Below are 17,305 nucleotides of genomic sequence, written 5' to 3'. Positions count from 1 at the left end.
AGTATGCCTGGCCGCGAGATTATGGCACACTTGTCCGGTTAACTCTCGTTCTCATACAGGTAGCACAAACGTGAAAATCCTTGTTGATGAAAATATGCCTTATGCCCGCGAATTATTTAGCCGTCTGGGTGAGGTGAAAGCGGTTCCGGGGCGTCCAATTCCAGTCGCTGAACTGGATGATGCAGATGCGCTGATGGTGCGTTCAGTCACAAAAGTGAACGCGTCGCTGCTGACGGGGAAACCGGTAAAATTTGTTGGCACTGCCACGGCAGGGACAGACCATGTTGATGAGGCATGGTTGAAGCAGGCGGGAATTGGTTTTTCTGCGGCACCAGGCTGTAATGCGATTGCGGTAGTGGAATACGTTTTCTCGTCATTGCTGATGCTTGCCGAACGCGATGGATTTTCACTGCATGACCGTACCGTGGGGATCGTGGGCGTCGGTAATGTCGGTCGTCGATTACAGGCGCGGCTGGAGGCGTTGGGGATTAAAACCTTGCTTTGCGATCCGCCACGCGCCGATCGTGGGGATGAGGGAGATTTCCGTTCTCTTGATGAGCTGGTTCAGCACGCGGATATTCTGACTTTCCATACACCGCTCTTTAAAGATGGGCCGTACAAAACGCTACATCTGGCGGATGAAAAATTGATCCGCCGCCTGAAGCCAGGGACGATTTTGATTAACGCTTGCCGTGGCGCGGTCGTTGATAATACCGCGTTATTGACTTGCCTGAACGAAGGCCAGAAGTTAAGCGTGGTGCTGGATGTCTGGGAAGGGGAGCCGGAACTCAACGTAGAACTGTTGAAGAAAGTGGATATCGGCACGCCGCATATCGCCGGTTATACCCTGGAAGGAAAAGCGCGCGGAACCACACAAGTATTTGAAGCATACAGCAAATTTATTGGTCATGAGCAGCACGTTGCGCTGGATACCTTATTGCCAACGCCAGAGTTTGGTCGCATTACGCTGCATGGCTCGCTCGATCAGCCAACGCTGAAAAGGCTGGTGCATTTGGTGTATGATGTGCGCCGCGATGACGCACCGCTGCGTAAAGTCGCCGGGATACCGGGTGAGTTTGATAAACTGCGCAAAAACTACCTTGAGCGCCGTGAATGGTCGTCTCTGTATGTGATCTGTGATGACGCCAGCGCGGCGGCATTACTGTGTAAACTGGGTTTTAACGCCGTTCATCATCCGGCACGTTAATCTCTTCTTCATGCTCTCTGCTGTAATATTGGCAGGGAGCTTTGCTATTTCTGGAGTAAACCACCATGTCTGAAGGCTGGAACATTGCCGTCCTGGGCGCAACTGGCGCTGTGGGCGAAGCCCTGCTTGAAACGCTGGCTGAACGCCAGTTCCCGGTTGGGGAAATTTATGCACTGGCACGTAACGAAAGCGCAGGTGAACATCTGCGCTTTGGTGGTAAGACAATCACCGTGCAGGATGCCGCTGAATTTGACTGGACGCAGGCGCAACTTGCATTTTTTGTCGCAGGCAAAGAAGCGACCGCTGCCTGGGTTGAAGAAGCGACCAACGCGGGTTGTCTGGTGATCGACAGCAGCGGATTGTTTGCTCTCGAACCCGACGTACCGCTGGTGGTGCCGGAAGTGAATCCTTTTGTACTGACGGACTACCGTAATCGCAACGTTATTGCTGTTCCTGATAGCCTGACCAGTCAGTTACTGGCAGCACTGAAACCGTTAATCGATCAAGGCGGTTTGTCTCGTATCAGCGTCACCAGCCTGATTTCTGCCTCCGCCCAGGGTAAAAAAGCGGTCGATGCGTTAGCAGGGCAGAGCGCGAAATTGCTCAACGGTATTCCGATTGATGAAGAAGATTTCTTTGGTCGTCAGCTGGCGTTCAACATGCTACCCCTGTTGCCGGATCGCGAAGGTAGCGTGCGCGAAGAACGCCGTATCGTCGATGAAGTGCGCAAAATCATGCAGGACGAAGGACTGATGATTTCGGCAAGTGTCGTCCAGGCACCGGTATTTTATGGTCATGCTCAGATGGTCAACTTTGAAGCACTGCGTCCGCTGGCGGCGGAAGAAGCGCGTGATGCGTTTGCTCAAAGCGAAGATATTGAGCTTTCTGAAGAGAATGAATTTCCAACGCAGGTGGGCGATGCTTCCGGGTCGCCGCATCTTTCTGTTGGTTGTGTGCGTAATGACTATGGTATGCCGGAACAAATTCAGTTCTGGTCGGTGGCTGATAACGTTCGCTTTGGCGGCGCATTGATGGCAGTGAAGATCGCTGAAAAACTGGTGCAGGAGTACCTGTACTAATGTCCGACCAGCAACAACCGCCAGTTTATAAAATTGCGCTGGGCATTGAGTACGACGGCAGCAGATATTACGGCTGGCAACGGCAGAACGAAGTTCGCAGCGTGCAGGAGAAGCTGGAAAAGGCGCTCTCGCAGGTGGCGAACGAACCGATCACCGTCTTCTGCGCCGGGCGTACCGACGCAGGCGTACACGGCACCGGGCAGGTTGTGCATTTCGAAACCACCGCGCAGCGTAAAGACGCTGCGTGGACGTTGGGCGTAAATGCGAATTTACCTGGTGACATCGCCGTGCATTGGGTTAAAGCTGTACCCAATGATTTTCATGCCCGATTTAGCGCCACGGCTCGCCGTTATCGCTACATCATCTACAATCATCGGCTGCGCCCGGCAGTGCTGAGTAAAGGGGTAACCCACTTTTACGAACCGCTGGACGCCGAACGGATGCATCGGGCTGCGCAATGTCTGCTGGGCGAGAATGATTTCACCTCGTTTCGCGCGGTGCAATGTCAGTCCCGAACGCCGTGGCGCAACGTTATGCATATCAACGTCACGCGTCACGGTCCTTATGTGGTGGTGGATATCAAAGCGAATGCCTTTGTACACCATATGGTGAGGAATATTGTCGGCAGCCTGATGGAAGTCGGTGCCCACAACCAGCCAGAGAGCTGGATAGCAGAGCTGTTGGCGGCAAAGGACAGAACGCTGGCGGCAGCAACGGCGAAAGCGGAAGGGCTGTATCTGGTTGCGGTGGATTACCCTGACCGATTTGAACTTCCAAAGCCGCCAATGGGCCCGCTATTTCTGGCGGACTAATGAGAATAATGCTCTGAACATTTCAGGCTGTAGCCAACGTAGTTACGGCCTGAAAGAGTAAGAGCACAAGGCATAGGCAATTATGGACCTGATTTATTTCCTCATCGATTTTATCCTGCACATTGATGTGCATCTGGCGGAGCTGGTCGCAGAGTATGGCGTCTGGGTTTATGCCATCCTGTTTTTGATTTTGTTCTGTGAAACCGGTCTGGTGGTGACACCGTTTCTGCCGGGAGATTCGCTGCTGTTTGTCGCTGGAGCACTGGCTTCGCTTGAAACCAACGATCTCAATGTTCATATGATGGTCGTACTGATGTTAATTGCCGCGATTGTTGGTGATGCAGTTAACTACACCATCGGACGGTTGTTCGGGGAGAAATTATTCAGTAATCCGAACTCGAAAATTTTCCGTCGTAGCTATCTCGACAAAACGCATCAGTTTTATGAGAAACACGGCGGCAAAACCATTATTCTCGCCCGTTTTGTGCCGATCGTCAGAACGTTCGCCCCGTTTGTTGCGGGGATGGGCCACATGTCGTACCGTCATTTCGCCGCTTACAATGTGATCGGCGCGCTGTTATGGGTACTGCTTTTTACCTACGCAGGCTATTTCTTCGGTACAATCCCAATGGTTCAGGATAACCTTAAGCTGCTGATCGTCGGGATTATTGTGGTTTCCATATTGCCGGGCGTCATCGAAATTATCCGTCACAAACGCGCTGCGGCACGCGCCGCAAAATAAAGTAACTCGGCGGTTCGACCACTTTTTTATCCAAAGTTTCGGGCTGTTATGTTTTAATGTGCAACATTGATGGTCTGTTGGGGGCAAAAATGGCATTATGCGTCCCCAAAGATAAAACTGGCATCGAACCAGGTTCAGACAGAAAGGTCCCTAATGAGCTGGATTGAACGAATTAAAAGCAACATTACTCCCACCCGCAAGGCAAGCATTCCTGAAGGTGTGTGGACTAAGTGTGATAGCTGCGGTCAGGTTTTATACCGTGCAGAGCTGGAACGTAATCTTGAGGTCTGTCCGAAGTGTGACCATCACATGCGTATGACGGCGCGTAATCGCCTGCATAGCCTGTTAGATGAAGGAAGCCTTGTGGAGCTGGGTAGCGAGCTTGAGCCGAAAGATGTGCTGAAGTTCCGTGACTCCAAAAAGTATAAAGATCGTCTGGCATCAGCACAGAAAGAAACCGGCGAAAAAGACGCGCTGGTAGTAATGAAAGGCACCCTGTATGGAATGCCGGTCGTTGCTGCTGCCTTCGAATTTGCCTTTATGGGCGGTTCAATGGGATCCGTAGTGGGTGCTCGTTTTGTGCGTGCCGTTGAGCAGGCGCTGGAAGACAACTGCCCGCTTATCTGCTTTTCCGCCTCTGGTGGCGCACGTATGCAAGAGGCGCTGATGTCGCTGATGCAGATGGCGAAAACCTCTGCGGCGCTGGCGAAAATGCAAGAGCGCGGTCTGCCGTACATTTCCGTACTGACCGATCCGACCATGGGCGGCGTTTCTGCAAGTTTCGCGATGCTTGGCGATCTCAATATTGCTGAACCGAAAGCGTTGATCGGCTTTGCCGGCCCGCGTGTTATTGAACAGACCGTTCGCGAAAAACTGCCGCCGGGATTCCAGCGCAGTGAGTTCCTGATCGAAAAAGGCGCGATCGACATGATCGTCCGCCGTCCGGAAATGCGCCTGAAACTGGCGAGCATTCTGGCGAAGCTGATGAATCTGCCAGCGCCAAATCCTGAAGCGCCACGTGAAGGCGAAGTGGTGCCACCAGCACCGGATCAGGAACCTGAGGCCTGATAACTGATAAGGGCAGGGCCGCTGGCTCTGCCCTTTTGCTATTATCCCCGTAATGAATCAGCGGATACCATGATTATCAAACGCACACCTCAAGCCGCGTCGCCTTTGGCTTCGTGGCTTTCTTATTTGGAAAACCTGCACAGTAAGACTATCGATCTCGGCCTTGAGCGCGTAAGCCAGGTGGCAGCGCGTCTCGGCGTTCTGAAACCAGCACCGTTTGTGTTTACCGTTGCGGGTACTAATGGCAAAGGCACAACCTGCCGCACGCTGGAATCGATACTCATGGCGGCAGGGTACAAAGTGGGTGTTTACAGTTCGCCGCATCTGGTGCGTTATACCGAGCGCGTTCGTGTACAGGGTCAGGAACTACCAGAATCGGCCCACACCGCCTCTTTTGCTGAGATTGAATCGGCACGCGGTGATATTTCCCTGACCTATTTTGAATTCGGCACGTTGTCGGCGCTGTGGCTGTTTAAACAGGCGCAACTTGATGTGGTAATTCTGGAAGTGGGGCTGGGTGGTCGTCTGGATGCCACCAATATTGTCGATGCTGATGTAGCCGTGGTGACCAGCATTGCGCTGGATCATACCGACTGGCTGGGGCCAGATCGCGAAAGCATTGGTCGCGAGAAAGCAGGGATCTTCCGCAGTGAAAGACCGGCGATCGTTGGTGAATCTGAAATGCCGTACACCATCGCCGATGTGGCGCATGAGAAGGGCGCACTGTTGCGACGTCGAGGCGTAGAGTGGAATTATTCCGTCAGCGACCATGACTGGTCGTTTACCGACGCACACGGTACGCTGGAAAACCTGCCGTTACCGCTTGTCCCACAACCGAATGCCGCAACGGCGCTGGCGGCGCTGCGTGCCAGCGGCCTGGAGGTCAGTGAGCAGGCAATTCGCGATGGTATTGCCAGCGCAATTTTGCCGGGACGTTTCCAGATTGTGAGCGAGTCGCCACGCGTCATTTTTGATGTCGCCCATAATCCCCATGCGGCAGAATATCTTACCGGGCGTATGAAAGCGTTACCGAAAAACGGGCGCGTACTGGCAGTAATCGGTATGCTACATGATAAAGATATTGCTGGGACATTGGCCTGGTTGAAAAGCGTGGTGGATGACTGGTATTGTGCGCCACTGGAAGGGCCGCGCGGTGCCACGGCAGAACAACTGCTTGAGCATTTGGGTAACGGCAAATCATTTGATAGCGTTGCGCAGGCATGGGATGCTGCAATGGCGGACGCTAAACCGGAAGATACCGTGCTGGTGTGTGGTTCATTCCACACGGTCGCACATGTCATGGAAGTGATTGACGCGAGGAGAAGCGGTGGCGAGTAAGTTTCAGAATCGGTTAGTTGGCACAATAGTGCTGGTGGCGCTGGGAGTGATTGTGCTGCCAGGGCTGCTGGACGGGCAGAAAAAACATTATCAGGATGAGTTCGCGGCAATCCCGCTGGTGCCTAAAGCGGGCGATCGCGATGAGCCTGATATGATGCCAGCCGCTACCCAGGCATTGCCGACACAGCCGCCTGAAGGGGCTGCAGAGGAGGTGCGTGCGGGCGATGCTGCGGCACCTTCGCTCGATCCGGCAATTATTGCGGCCAATAATACCGAGTTTGAACCGGAACCTGCACCGGTCGCTCCACCGAAACCAAAACCGGTGGAGCCGCCTAAGCCGAAAGTAGAAGCACCGCCTGCGCCGAAGCCAGAACCGAAACCGGTCGTGGAGGAAAAAGCTGCACCGACGGGTAAAGCGTATGTTGTGCAACTGGGCGCGCTGAAAAATGCCGACAAAGTGAATGAGATTGTTGGTAAATTGCGCGGTGCGGGATACCGGGTTTATACGTCGCCGTCAACGCCAGTACAGGGTAAAATTACCCGTATTCTGGTTGGGCCGGATGCCTCGAAAGAGAAGCTGAAAGGCTCGCTGGGTGAGCTGAAGCAACTTTCTGGCTTAAGCGGCGTGGTAATGGGCTATACGCCGAATTAATACGGTCTTGCCTGATGCGATCTTATCAGGCCCGAACAGGAGCAGCCCTGTAGGTCGGATAAGGCGTTTACGCCGCATCCGACACGTATTGCCCGATGCCGCAAAGGCAAAAAAAACCGATGGCGTTGAATATTTTTTCAGCGCCATTTTTATTGATGCGCGGGAAGGAAATCCCTACGCAAACGTTTTCTTTTTCTGTTAGAATGCGCCCCGAACAGGATGACAGGGCGTAAAATCGTGGGACACATATGGTCTGGATTGATTACGCCATAATCGCGGTGATTGCTTTTTCCTCTCTGGTTAGCCTGATCCGTGGCTTTGTTCGTGAAGCGTTATCGCTGGTGACATGGGGTTGTGCTTTCTTTGTCGCCAGTCATTACTACACTTACCTGTCACCCTGGTTTACGGGCTTTGAAGACGAACTGGTTCGAAATGGGATTGCCATCGCGGTACTGTTTATTGCCACGCTTATCGTTGGCGCTATCGTGAACTTCGTGATAGGCCAGCTAGTGGAGAAAACAGGGTTGTCAGGCACCGATCGGGTGCTGGGCGTCTGTTTCGGTGCGTTGCGTGGTGTGCTGATTGTTGCTGCCATTCTTTTCTTTCTCGACTCCTTTACCGGAGTGTCGAAAAGCGAAGACTGGAGCAAATCACAGCTGATCCCGCAGTTCAGTTTTATCATCAGATGGTTTTTTGATTATCTGCAAAGCTCGTCAAGTTTCTTGCCCAGGATCTAACGGTTCTGAGATGTGGCTTAACGAGGAAAAAGACGTATGTGCGGTATTGTCGGTATCGCCGGTGTTATGCCGGTTAACCAATCGATTTATGATGCCTTAACGGTGCTTCAGCATCGCGGTCAGGATGCCGCTGGCATCATCACCATTGATGCCAATAACTGCTTCCGTTTGCGTAAAGCGAACGGTCTGGTGAGCGATATATTTGAAGCTCGCCATATGCAGCGTTTGCAGGGCAATATGGGCATTGGTCATGTGCGTTACCCTACGGCTGGCAGCTCCAGCGCCTCTGAAGCACAGCCGTTTTACGTTAACTCCCCGTATGGCATCACGCTTGCCCATAATGGCAATCTGACTAACGCTCACGAGTTGCGTAAAAAGCTGTTTGAAGAAAAACGCCGCCACATCAACACCACTTCCGACTCGGAAATTCTGCTCAATATCTTCGCCAGCGAACTGGATAACTTTCGTCATTACCCGCTGGAAGCCGACAACATTTTTGCCGCCATTGCCGCCACAAACCGCCAGATCCGTGGCGCGTATGCCTGTGTGGCGATGATTATCGGCCACGGTATGGTCGCGTTTCGCGATCCTAACGGCATTCGTCCGCTGGTGTTAGGGAAGCGCGATATTGATGAGAATCGCACAGAATATATGGTCGCTTCTGAAAGCGTTGCGCTCGACACCCTGGGCTTTGAGTTCCTGCGTGATGTCGCACCAGGTGAAGCGATTTACATCACTGAAGACGGACAGTTGTTTACCCGCCAGTGTGCCGACAATCCGGTCAGCAATCCGTGCCTGTTTGAGTATGTTTACTTCGCCCGCCCGGACTCGTTCATCGACAAAATTTCCGTTTACAGCGCCCGCGTCAATATGGGAACGAAACTTGGCGAAAAAATTGCCCGTGAATGGGAAGATCTGGATATCGACGTGGTTATTCCAATCCCGGAAACTTCCTGCGATATCGCGCTGGAAATCGCTCGAATTCTGGGTAAACCGTACCGCCAGGGATTTGTCAAAAATCGTTACGTTGGTCGCACCTTTATCATGCCGGGTCAGCAACTGCGTCGTAAGTCCGTGCGTCGTAAACTGAACGCTAACCGCGCCGAGTTCCGCGATAAAAACGTCCTGCTGGTTGATGACTCCATCGTCCGTGGCACCACCTCTGAGCAGATTATCGAGATGGCGCGTGAAGCCGGCGCGAAGAAAGTTTACCTCGCCTCTGCGGCACCGGAAATTCGCTTCCCGAACGTTTATGGTATTGATATGCCGAGCGCCACGGAGCTTATCGCCCACGGTCGTGAAGTGGATGAAATTCGCCAGATCATTGGTGCTGACGGACTTATCTTCCAGGATCTCAACGATCTGATCGAAGCCGTTCGCGCTGAAAACCCGGATATCCAGCAGTTTGAATGCTCGGTGTTCAACGGCGTCTACGTCACCAAAGATGTTGATCAGGGCTACCTCGATTTCCTCGATACTTTACGTAATGACGACGCCAAAGCGGTGCAGCGCCAGAACGAAGTAGAAAATCTGGAAATGCATAACGAAGGATGACGCCTTCACGCAGGGTGCCGGTCTGGCACCCTGACTTGCAACTCCCGCCGAAATCCTGCAAAGTCTGCCTGCAAGTTTGACAGGGCAACTATTTATGAAACGACTCATTGTAGGCATCAGCGGTGCCAGTGGCGCGATTTATGGCGTGCGTTTATTACAGGTTCTGCGCGATGTCGCAGATGTTGAAACGCATCTGGTGATGAGCCAGGCGGCGCGCCAGACCTTATCCCTCGAAACGGATTTTTCCCTGCGCGAGGTGCAAGCGTTAGCCGATGTGACGCACGATGCGCGCGATATTGCTGCCAGCATTTCTTCCGGTTCTTTCCAGACGTTGGGGATGGTGATTTTACCCTGTTCAATCAAAACCCTTTCCGGCATTGTCCATAGCTATACCGATGGTTTACTGACCCGTGCGGCAGACGTGGTGCTGAAAGAGCGTCGCCCGTTGGTGCTCTGCGTGCGTGAAACACCATTGCACTTAGGCCACCTGCGGTTAATGACTCAGGCGGCGGAAATTGGTGCGGTGATTATGCCTCCCGTTCCGGCGTTTTATCATCGCCCACAATCGCTTGATGATGTGATAAATCAGACGGTTAACCGTGTACTTGACCAGTTTGCGATAACCCTTCCCGAAGATCTCTTTGCCCGCTGGCAGGGCGTATAACTTTGCTGTTGCCCTGTTTCAGGGCAATTTTGCAACCGCGATCAAATCCTCGACATTTTGTTCCTGTCATTGAATCGAAACGCTGCGATTGAACCGTCATACCTGCTATCTTCAACTTCAGGACAATAACGCAACGTCTTATTAACATATTTAACATCGAATGTTTCTGCTGTCGGCAAGATGGCATAAGACCTGCATGAAAGAGCCTGCAACACACAACACAATACACAACATAAAAAAGCCATTTCACTTGAGGGTTATGTATGAAGAAGTCGATTCTCGCTCTGTCTTTGTTAGTCGGTCTCTCCGCAGCGGCTTCCAGCTATGCGGCGCTGCCGGAGACGGTACGTATCGGAACGGATACCACCTATGCACCGTTCTCATCGAAAGATGCCAAAGGTGACTTTGTTGGCTTTGATATCGATCTCGGTAACGAGATGTGCAAACGGATGCAGGTGAAATGTACCTGGGTTGCCAGTGACTTTGATGCGCTGATCCCCTCACTGAAAGCGAAAAAAATCGACGCCATTATTTCGTCGCTCTCCATTACCGATAAACGTCAGCAGGAGATTGCCTTCTCCGACAAGCTGTACGCCGCAGATTCCCGTTTGATTGCTGCCAAAGGTTCGCCGATCCAGCCGACGCTGGATTCACTGAAAGGTAAACATGTTGGCGTGCTGCAAGGCTCCACCCAGGAAGCGTATGCCAATGACAACTGGCGCAGTAAAGGCGTCGATGTGGTGGCCTATGCTAACCAGGATTTGGTCTATTCCGATCTGGATGCAGGTCGTCTGGATGCCGCTCTGCAGGATGAAGTGGCTGCCAGCGAAGGTTTCCTCAAGCAACCCGCCGGTAAAGAGTTCGCCTTTGCTGGCTCATCAGTGAAAGACAAAAAATACTTCGGTGATGGTACAGGCGTAGGGCTACGTAAAGATGATGCCGAACTGAAAGCCGCCTTTGATAAGGCGCTTGGCGAACTGCGTCAGGACGGCACCTACGACAAGATGGCGAAAAAGTATTTCGACTTTAATGTCTATGGTGACTGATACGTCGCAGGGAAGTAGCGCCTGATGGGGAATCATCATGGTGCACGCCAGGTTTGTTGCACTATCGTGGTGCATTGAAATGCATACTTAAGCATTTTTAATGAAAAATAATACGTCTAACGGGGCGGGATATTTTGCCTTGATGGTCAATTTTATGGCACGATAAGTGTAACAAACCTGTAAATATTCCCTATAAAAAGACTGTCAGTTGAGGACATTATGAAAAAACTGGTGCTATCGCTCTCTCTGGTTCTGGCCTTCTCCAGCGCAACTGCAGCGTTTGCTGCGATCCCGCAAAACATCCGCATCGGCACCGATCCGACCTATGCGCCATTTGAATCAAAAAATTCACAAGGCGAACTGGTTGGCTTCGATATCGATCTGGCGAAGGAGTTGTGCAAGCGCATCAATACGCAATGTACGTTTGTCGAAAACCCGCTGGATGCGTTAATCCCGTCCTTAAAAGCGAAGAAGATTGACGCCATCATGTCATCGCTTTCCATTACGGAAAAACGTCAGCAAGAAATTGCCTTCACCGACAAACTGTACGCTGCCGATTCTCGTCTGGTGGTGGCGAAAAATTCCGACATTCAGCCGACAGTCGAGTCGCTGAAAGGCAAACGGGTAGGCGTATTGCAGGGCACCACCCAGGAGACGTTCGGTAATGAACACTGGGCACCAAAAGGCATTGAAATCGTCTCGTATCAGGGGCAGGACAACATTTATTCTGACCTGACTGCCGGACGTATTGATGCCGCGTTCCAGGATGAGGTCGCTGCCAGCGAAGGTTTCCTCAAACAACCCGTCGGTAAAGATTACAAATTCGGTGGTCCGTCTGTTAAAGATGAAAAACTGTTTGGCGTAGGGACCGGCATGGGCCTGCGTAAAGAAGATAACGAACTGCGCGAGGCACTGAACAAAGCCTTTGCCGAAATGCGCGCTGACGGTACTTACGAGAAATTAGCGAAAAAGTACTTCGATTTTGATGTTTATGGTGGCTAATCGCCATCGGTGAAAGAAAGCCCGCTCCCTTCGGGTAACCGGAGGGAGACAAGAGGCGGTAATTCACCACACACGACAGGACAGGCAGCATGTTGTATGGGTTTTCAGGTGTTATTTTACAGGGTGCGCTCGTCACGCTGGAGCTGGCTATCAGCTCTGTAGTGCTCGCTGTAATCATCGGTTTAATTGGCGCTGGCGGTAAGCTCTCGCAAAATCGGTTTTCGGGGCTGATTTTCGAAGGATACACCACGCTGATTCGTGGCGTGCCGGACTTGGTGTTGATGCTGCTGATTTTCTACGGTTTGCAGATTGCGCTAAACACGGTGACGGAGGCGATGGGCGTCGGGCAGATTGATATCGATCCGATGGTCGCTGGTATTATCACTCTCGGTTTTATCTACGGTGCTTATTTTACCGAAACGTTCCGTGGTGCTTTTATGGCAGTGCCGAAAGGGCATATAGAGGCGGCGACGGCGTTTGGTTTTACTCGTGGGCAAGTGTTTCGGCGGATCATGTTTCCGGCGATGATGCGTTACGCCCTGCCAGGCATTGGCAACAACTGGCAGGTGATCCTTAAATCTACCGCTCTGGTTTCGTTACTCGGCCTGGAAGATGTGGTCAAAGCCACGCAACTTGCGGGTAAAAGTACCTGGGAACCGTTCTATTTCGCCATCGTCTGCGGCGTGATTTATCTGGTTTTCACCACCGTTTCCAATGGTGTGCTGCTGTTCCTTGAGCGCCGCTACTCCGTGGGTGTGAAGAGGGCTGACCTGTGATCGAAATCTTACATGAATACTGGAAACCGCTGCTGTGGACCGACGGTTATCGCTTTACTGGTGTGGCGATCACTCTGTGGCTGCTTATTTTGTCGGTAGTGATAGGCGGAGTCCTGGCGCTGTTTCTGGCGATTGGTCGTGTCTCAAGTAATAAATACATCCAGTTTCCAATCTGGTTATTTACCTATATTTTTCGCGGTACGCCGCTGTATGTTCAGTTGCTGGTGTTCTATTCCGGCATGTACACGCTGGAGATTGTTAAGGGAACCGAGTTCCTTAACGCCTTTTTCCGCAGTGGCCTGAACTGTACCGTGCTGGCGCTGACGCTTAACACCTGCGCTTACACTACCGAGATTTTTGCCGGGGCAATTCGTTCAGTGCCGCATGGGGAAATTGAAGCCGCCAGAGCCTATGGCTTCTCGACCTTTAAAATGTATCGCTGCATTATTTTGCCTTCTGCGCTGCGTATTGCGTTACCGGCATACAGCAACGAAGTGATCCTGATGCTGCACTCTACTGCGCTGGCTTTCACCGCCACGGTGCCGGATCTGCTGAAAATTGCTCGCGATATCAACGCCGCCACTTATCAACCATTTACCGCCTTCGGCATTGCCGCTGTGCTCTATTTAATTATCTCTTATGTCCTGATAAGCCTGTTCCGTAAAGCGGAAAAACGCTGGTTGCAGCATGTGAAACCTTCTTCAACGCACTGAGAATACGATGTCCGAGAATAAATTAAACGTTATCGATTTGCACAAACGCTACGGCGAACATGAAGTGCTGAAAGGGGTTTCCCTGCAGGCGAACGCCGGAGATGTGATAAGCATCATCGGGTCGTCGGGATCGGGGAAAAGTACCTTTTTGCGATGCATTAACTTCCTCGAAAAGCCGAGCGAAGGATCGATCGTGGTTAATGGTCAGACGATCAATCTGGTGCGTGACAAAGACGGTCAACTCAAAGTCGCCGATAAAAATCAGCTGCGCTTACTGCGCACACGCCTGACGATGGTGTTCCAGCACTTCAATCTCTGGAGCCATATGACGGTGCTGGAAAACGTCATGGAAGCGCCGATTCAGGTGTTGGGCCTGAGCAAGCAGGTGGCGCGCGAGCGGGCGGTGAAGTATCTGGCAAAAGTCGGGATAGACGAACGTGCGCAGGGGAAATATCCGGTGCACCTGTCCGGTGGTCAGCAACAGCGTGTTTCCATCGCAAGGGCGCTGGCAATGGAACCGGAAGTTCTGTTGTTTGATGAACCTACCTCGGCGCTCGATCCTGAACTGGTAGGCGAAGTGTTGCGTATTATGCAGCAACTGGCAGAAGAGGGGAAAACCATGGTGGTAGTGACCCACGAAATGGGCTTTGCCCGCCACGTCTCCACGCATGTAATTTTTCTTCATCAAGGGAAAATTGAAGAAGAGGGTACGCCAGAACAGTTATTCGGCAACCCGCAAAGTCCGCGTCTGCAACAGTTCCTTAAGGGATCGCTGAAATAATTATCTCTCCGGTGGCTAATGCTGCCGGAGTATTTTCAGGGGGAATTTGCGAGTCAGCTTCCGCTGAAATGTAAAAGTTGCAGTCCGCTAAAAATACTTCTGAATTCGCTGTCCAAAGATAAAAACTGCCTGCTGCATTGGGTGTTAATCGTGGTTATTGTCGCGTCATCTTAAATTTGAGGGGTGACGGAACGCCATGACAATATCGGCAACTTCCACGCCGCATGATGCGGTATTTAAATCTTTTTTACGCCATCCAGACACCGCGCGGGATTTTATTGATATTCACCTTCCCGCGCCGCTGCGCAAACTGTGTGATTTAACGACGCTTAAACTGGAACCCAACAGTTTTATTGATGAAGACCTGCGGCAATATTATTCCGACCTCTTGTGGTCTGTGAAAACGCAGGAGGGAGTGGGTTATATTTATGTAGTGATAGAGCACCAAAGTAAGCCGGAAGAATTAATGGCTTTTCGCATGATGCGTTATTCCATTGCGGCAATGCAAAACCATCTTGATGCGGGCTATAAAGAGCTTCCATTGGTGATCCCGATGCTGTTTTATCATGGCTGCAGAAGCCCTTATCCATATTCACTCTGCTGGCTTGATGAATTTGCCGAGCCTGCGATTGCCCGCAAAATATATTCATCAGCGTTTCCGTTGGTGGATATTACCGTGGTGCCGGATGACGAGATTATGCAACATCGCAAAATGGCGCTGTTGGAGTTAATTCAGAAACATATTCGTCAGCGCGATCTGTTGGGATTAGTCGACCAAATTGTTTCGCTGCTAGTTACAGGGAACACTAATGACAGACAGCTAAAAGCCCTGTTTAATTACGTATTACAAACGGGGGATGCCCAGCGTTTCCGAGCATTTATTGGTGAGATAACGGAACGTGCACCACAAGAAAAGGAGAAACTGATGACCATTGCTGACAGATTACGTGAAGAAGGCGCAATGCAGGGCAAACACGAAGAAGCCCTGCGTATTGCTCAGGAGATGTTGGAGAGAGGGTTAGACAGAGAGTTAGTTCTGATGGTGACCAGACTTTCGCCAGACGATCTTATCGCGCAAAGCCACTAATCCTGTAACACTGGGATTAACTGGCGGATGTTTGCAATAGACCACATCAGCGAACGACATCCGCCAGCGCCTCTTCTAAATCGTACCAGCGAAAAGCGAACCCCGCTTCTTCAAGCCGTTTTGGCAAGGCGCGTTGTCCGCCCAATACCAGAACCGATGATTCCCCCATCAGCAAGCGAATAGCTGTGGCAGGGACGCGCAAAATCGCCGGGCGATGCAGTGCATGACCAAGCGCATGGGCAAATTGTTCATTGTGTACCGGATATGGCGAGACCATATTAAATGGCCCGCGCAGATCGTTATCCAGCAGCCAGAGAATACCGTTGACCATATCATCAATATGAATCCAGGCCAGATACTGCCGACCGGAGCCTATCGGACCGCCCAGGCCAAGGCGAAACGGAGGCAGCATTTTGCCGAGGATACCGCCATCCGAAGCCAGTACTACGCCGGTACGCAGCAGGCACACTCGTGTTTTGTCGCTTTGCGCCCGACAGGCAATTTCTTCCCAACGGGCGCAGAGTTTATGGGTAAATTCGTTATGTGGCGGTTCTTCTTCGGTGACCACGACTTCACCTAAGTCACCATAATATCCCGCCGCCGAGCCTGAAATGAGCACTGACGGCGGCGTGTCACTGGCGTTAATCAAATCCACCAGTTTTTGCGTGATATTCCAGCGGCTTTGGCAGAGGAGATCTTTTTGCTCGCGAGTCCAGCGTTTATCAGCAATCGGTTCTCCGGCCAGGTTGATTACTGCATCAACGCTGTTGAGGTTGCTTTGATCGGCAAGCCCTTGCCATAGTGTCACTCGGGAGCCGAGAACGGAACTGGCTGTCTGCGGGTTACGCGTTACCACCGTTACCTGATGACCCAGTTCCAACAAGCGTGGGATTAAATGGCGACCAATTAATCCCGTCCCTCCGGTGATCACTATATTCATGCAGCCTCCCGATATAGCGGTTAACGCTGCCAGCTCAAGGTCATGGATACCGAATCGGCATAGCGCAGCGCGTGAAGTTTATCGATCTCCACTTCAGCATACGTCACCCAGTGATGTTCACGTGCGATATCGAGCACATCCTGAGTTAATTTTTCCAGCAAAGAGAAACGGTTATTCTCTACGTGTTGAATGATGTTTTTGGTAACGGTGCGATAATTCAGCGCGTCATTAATATCTTCGCTGGTACGCGCTTTATCGGCGGGGTAATGGATCGTCACGTTGATAACGATATCCTGACGGTTGTTAATCTCTTCGTCTTTAATTCCGATAAATGTACGTAAGCGAAGGTTCTTTATACGAATAATCGCGGCAGGTTGTGCCATTGCAGGTTCTCCGTTGTTTTATTTAGGATTAAATAATACACGAGAACCAGGTTCTGTTAACTATTCGAAATCTCATCATTTACTTGTGCTTTTAGTAGCGCCTGCCCGGTAGCAGGACGTGAGCGGATTCGTTCATACCAGTTTTTTACTGCCGGATACATCGCGAGATCAATTCGCTGGCGAGTCCAGGCATTAACCCACGGCCAGCAGGCAATATCTGCAATGCTGTAGTTTTCACCGCCCAGCCAAGGCGAGTTTTCCAGGCGCTTATTCAGCACATGATACAGACGCTGAGTTTCAACCTGATAACGCTCAATTGCATAGGGAATAGTCTGTGGCGCTGCATGATTAAAATGGTGATTTTGCCCGAGCATCGGCCCCAGGCCTCCAACCTGCCAGAATAACCACTGTAATGTGGCGGCGCGCTCACGCGGTTCATGACCTAAAAATAGCCCTGTTTTTTCCGCCAGATACAACAAAATTGCACCTGACTCAAAGAGGCTTAATGGTTCACCGCCGTCAGTCGGGGCATGATCAACAATCGCCGGAATTTTATTGTTGGGTGAAATGCGCAAAAACTCCGGGTGAAACTGACCGCCTTTACCGAGGTCAACTTTGATTAAGCGATAATCCAGTCCCGCCTCTTCGAGAAACAACGTAATTTTGTGACCATTCGGCGTTGGGGCGAAATAGAGATCGATCATTGCAGCTCCGGTTATCTAAT

19 protein-coding genes are annotated in these 17,305 nt (G+C 51.5%); 16 read left to right on the top strand and 3 right to left on the bottom strand.

Annotated elements, in window-relative coordinates; all coding sequences use genetic code 11:
* Positions 1–70: 70 nt before the first annotated feature.
* The 16 genes from pdxB (at position 71) to rpnB (ending at position 15,258) form a co-directional block, all read left to right on the top strand.
* A complete protein-coding gene (gene pdxB / locus BEG40_RS13710; protein WP_000699164.1) occupies positions 71–1,207 on the top strand; it encodes a 4-phosphoerythronate dehydrogenase PdxB in 1,137 nt (378 codons plus the stop codon).
* Between the two features lie 65 nt (positions 1,208–1,272).
* Positions 1,273–2,286: an aspartate-semialdehyde dehydrogenase gene (locus tag BEG40_RS13705; RefSeq protein WP_001289152.1), complete on the top strand. Its 1,014-nt coding sequence runs from the start codon at positions 1,273–1,275 to the stop codon at positions 2,284–2,286.
* Positions 2,286–3,098, top strand: a complete 813-nt coding sequence (truA, locus tag BEG40_RS13700) for a tRNA pseudouridine(38-40) synthase TruA (protein ID WP_105285564.1) — start codon at positions 2,286–2,288, stop codon at positions 3,096–3,098. The genes BEG40_RS13705 and truA overlap by 1 nt, the downstream gene beginning before the upstream one ends.
* Positions 3,099–3,180: 82 nt before the next feature.
* Positions 3,181–3,840, top strand: coding sequence for a DedA family protein (locus BEG40_RS13695; protein ID WP_000364335.1), 660 nt, complete (start codon positions 3,181–3,183; stop codon positions 3,838–3,840).
* Between the two features lie 153 nt (positions 3,841–3,993).
* On the top strand, positions 3,994–4,908 hold the full coding sequence (gene accD / locus BEG40_RS13690) for an acetyl-CoA carboxylase, carboxyltransferase subunit beta (RefSeq protein WP_000118402.1): 915 nt from the start codon (positions 3,994–3,996) through the stop codon (positions 4,906–4,908).
* Positions 4,909–4,977: 69 nt separating this feature from the next.
* Entirely contained in the window at positions 4,978–6,246 is a 1,269-nt protein-coding gene (folC, locus tag BEG40_RS13685) for a bifunctional tetrahydrofolate synthase/dihydrofolate synthase (protein ID WP_105285563.1), read from the top strand.
* Positions 6,236–6,898 (top strand): cell division protein DedD, encoded by a 663-nt coding sequence (gene dedD, locus BEG40_RS13680; RefSeq protein ID WP_000146984.1) that lies wholly within the window; start codon positions 6,236–6,238, stop codon positions 6,896–6,898. Before folC ends, dedD begins: the two co-directional genes overlap by 11 nt.
* A 248-nt stretch (positions 6,899–7,146) precedes the next feature.
* Positions 7,147–7,635 carry a colicin V production protein gene (gene cvpA, locus BEG40_RS13675; RefSeq protein ID WP_000262106.1) on the top strand — a complete coding sequence of 163 codons (489 nt, stop codon included), beginning with the start codon at positions 7,147–7,149 and terminating at the stop codon, positions 7,633–7,635.
* Between the two features lie 36 nt (positions 7,636–7,671).
* Positions 7,672–9,189, top strand: coding sequence for an amidophosphoribosyltransferase (gene purF / locus BEG40_RS13670; RefSeq protein WP_000334208.1), 1,518 nt, complete (start codon positions 7,672–7,674; stop codon positions 9,187–9,189).
* 94 nt (positions 9,190–9,283) lie between these two features.
* Entirely contained in the window at positions 9,284–9,853 is a 570-nt protein-coding gene (ubiX, locus tag BEG40_RS13665) for a flavin prenyltransferase UbiX (protein ID WP_000825692.1), read from the top strand.
* 263 nt (positions 9,854–10,116) lie between these two features.
* A complete protein-coding gene (argT, locus tag BEG40_RS13660) occupies positions 10,117–10,899 on the top strand; it encodes a lysine/arginine/ornithine ABC transporter substrate-binding protein ArgT (protein WP_000748253.1) in 783 nt (260 codons plus the stop codon).
* A 219-nt stretch (positions 10,900–11,118) separates the two neighbouring features.
* Entirely contained in the window at positions 11,119–11,901 is a 783-nt protein-coding gene (gene hisJ / locus BEG40_RS13655; RefSeq protein WP_000737621.1) for a histidine ABC transporter substrate-binding protein HisJ, read from the top strand.
* A gap of 89 nt (positions 11,902–11,990) precedes the next feature.
* Positions 11,991–12,677, top strand: a complete 687-nt coding sequence (gene hisQ, locus BEG40_RS13650) for a histidine ABC transporter permease HisQ (protein WP_000965505.1) — start codon at positions 11,991–11,993, stop codon at positions 12,675–12,677.
* Positions 12,674–13,390 (top strand): ABC transporter permease, encoded by a 717-nt coding sequence (locus tag BEG40_RS13645; protein WP_000569957.1) that lies wholly within the window; start codon positions 12,674–12,676, stop codon positions 13,388–13,390. Before hisQ ends, BEG40_RS13645 begins: the two co-directional genes overlap by 4 nt.
* 7 nt (positions 13,391–13,397) lie before the next feature.
* Positions 13,398–14,171 carry a histidine ABC transporter ATP-binding protein HisP gene (hisP, locus tag BEG40_RS13640; RefSeq protein WP_105285562.1) on the top strand — a complete coding sequence of 258 codons (774 nt, stop codon included), beginning with the start codon at positions 13,398–13,400 and terminating at the stop codon, positions 14,169–14,171.
* A 196-nt stretch (positions 14,172–14,367) separates the two neighbouring features.
* Positions 14,368–15,258: a recombination-promoting nuclease RpnB gene (gene rpnB, locus BEG40_RS13635; RefSeq protein WP_016158690.1), complete on the top strand. Its 891-nt coding sequence runs from the start codon at positions 14,368–14,370 to the stop codon at positions 15,256–15,258.
* Between the two features lie 46 nt (positions 15,259–15,304).
* Here rpnB and BEG40_RS13630 read toward each other — a convergent pair whose 3' ends face one another.
* Genes BEG40_RS13630 through yfcG form a run of 3 tightly spaced genes read right to left on the bottom strand, consistent with a single transcriptional unit; the run spans position 15,305 to position 17,285 of the window.
* A complete protein-coding gene (locus tag BEG40_RS13630; RefSeq protein WP_016158689.1) occupies positions 15,305–16,198 on the bottom strand; it encodes a TIGR01777 family oxidoreductase in 894 nt (297 codons plus the stop codon).
* A 20-nt stretch (positions 16,199–16,218) separates the two neighbouring features.
* A complete protein-coding gene (gene folX / locus BEG40_RS13625; RefSeq protein WP_000068454.1) occupies positions 16,219–16,581 on the bottom strand; it encodes a dihydroneopterin triphosphate 2'-epimerase in 363 nt (120 codons plus the stop codon).
* A gap of 56 nt (positions 16,582–16,637) precedes the next feature.
* Positions 16,638–17,285 carry a GSH-dependent disulfide bond oxidoreductase gene (gene yfcG, locus BEG40_RS13620; RefSeq protein WP_105285561.1) on the bottom strand — a complete coding sequence of 216 codons (648 nt, stop codon included), beginning with the start codon at positions 17,283–17,285 and terminating at the stop codon, positions 16,638–16,640.
* Between the last annotated feature and the right edge of the window lie 20 nt (positions 17,286–17,305).

This window comes from Escherichia sp. MOD1-EC5495, assembly GCF_002965965.1.
GTDB classification, from domain to species: domain Bacteria; phylum Pseudomonadota; class Gammaproteobacteria; order Enterobacterales; family Enterobacteriaceae; genus Escherichia; species Escherichia ruysiae.
The sequence above is the reverse complement of the archived record's forward strand: the minus strand, read 5'-3'. Positions and strand labels throughout refer to the sequence as shown.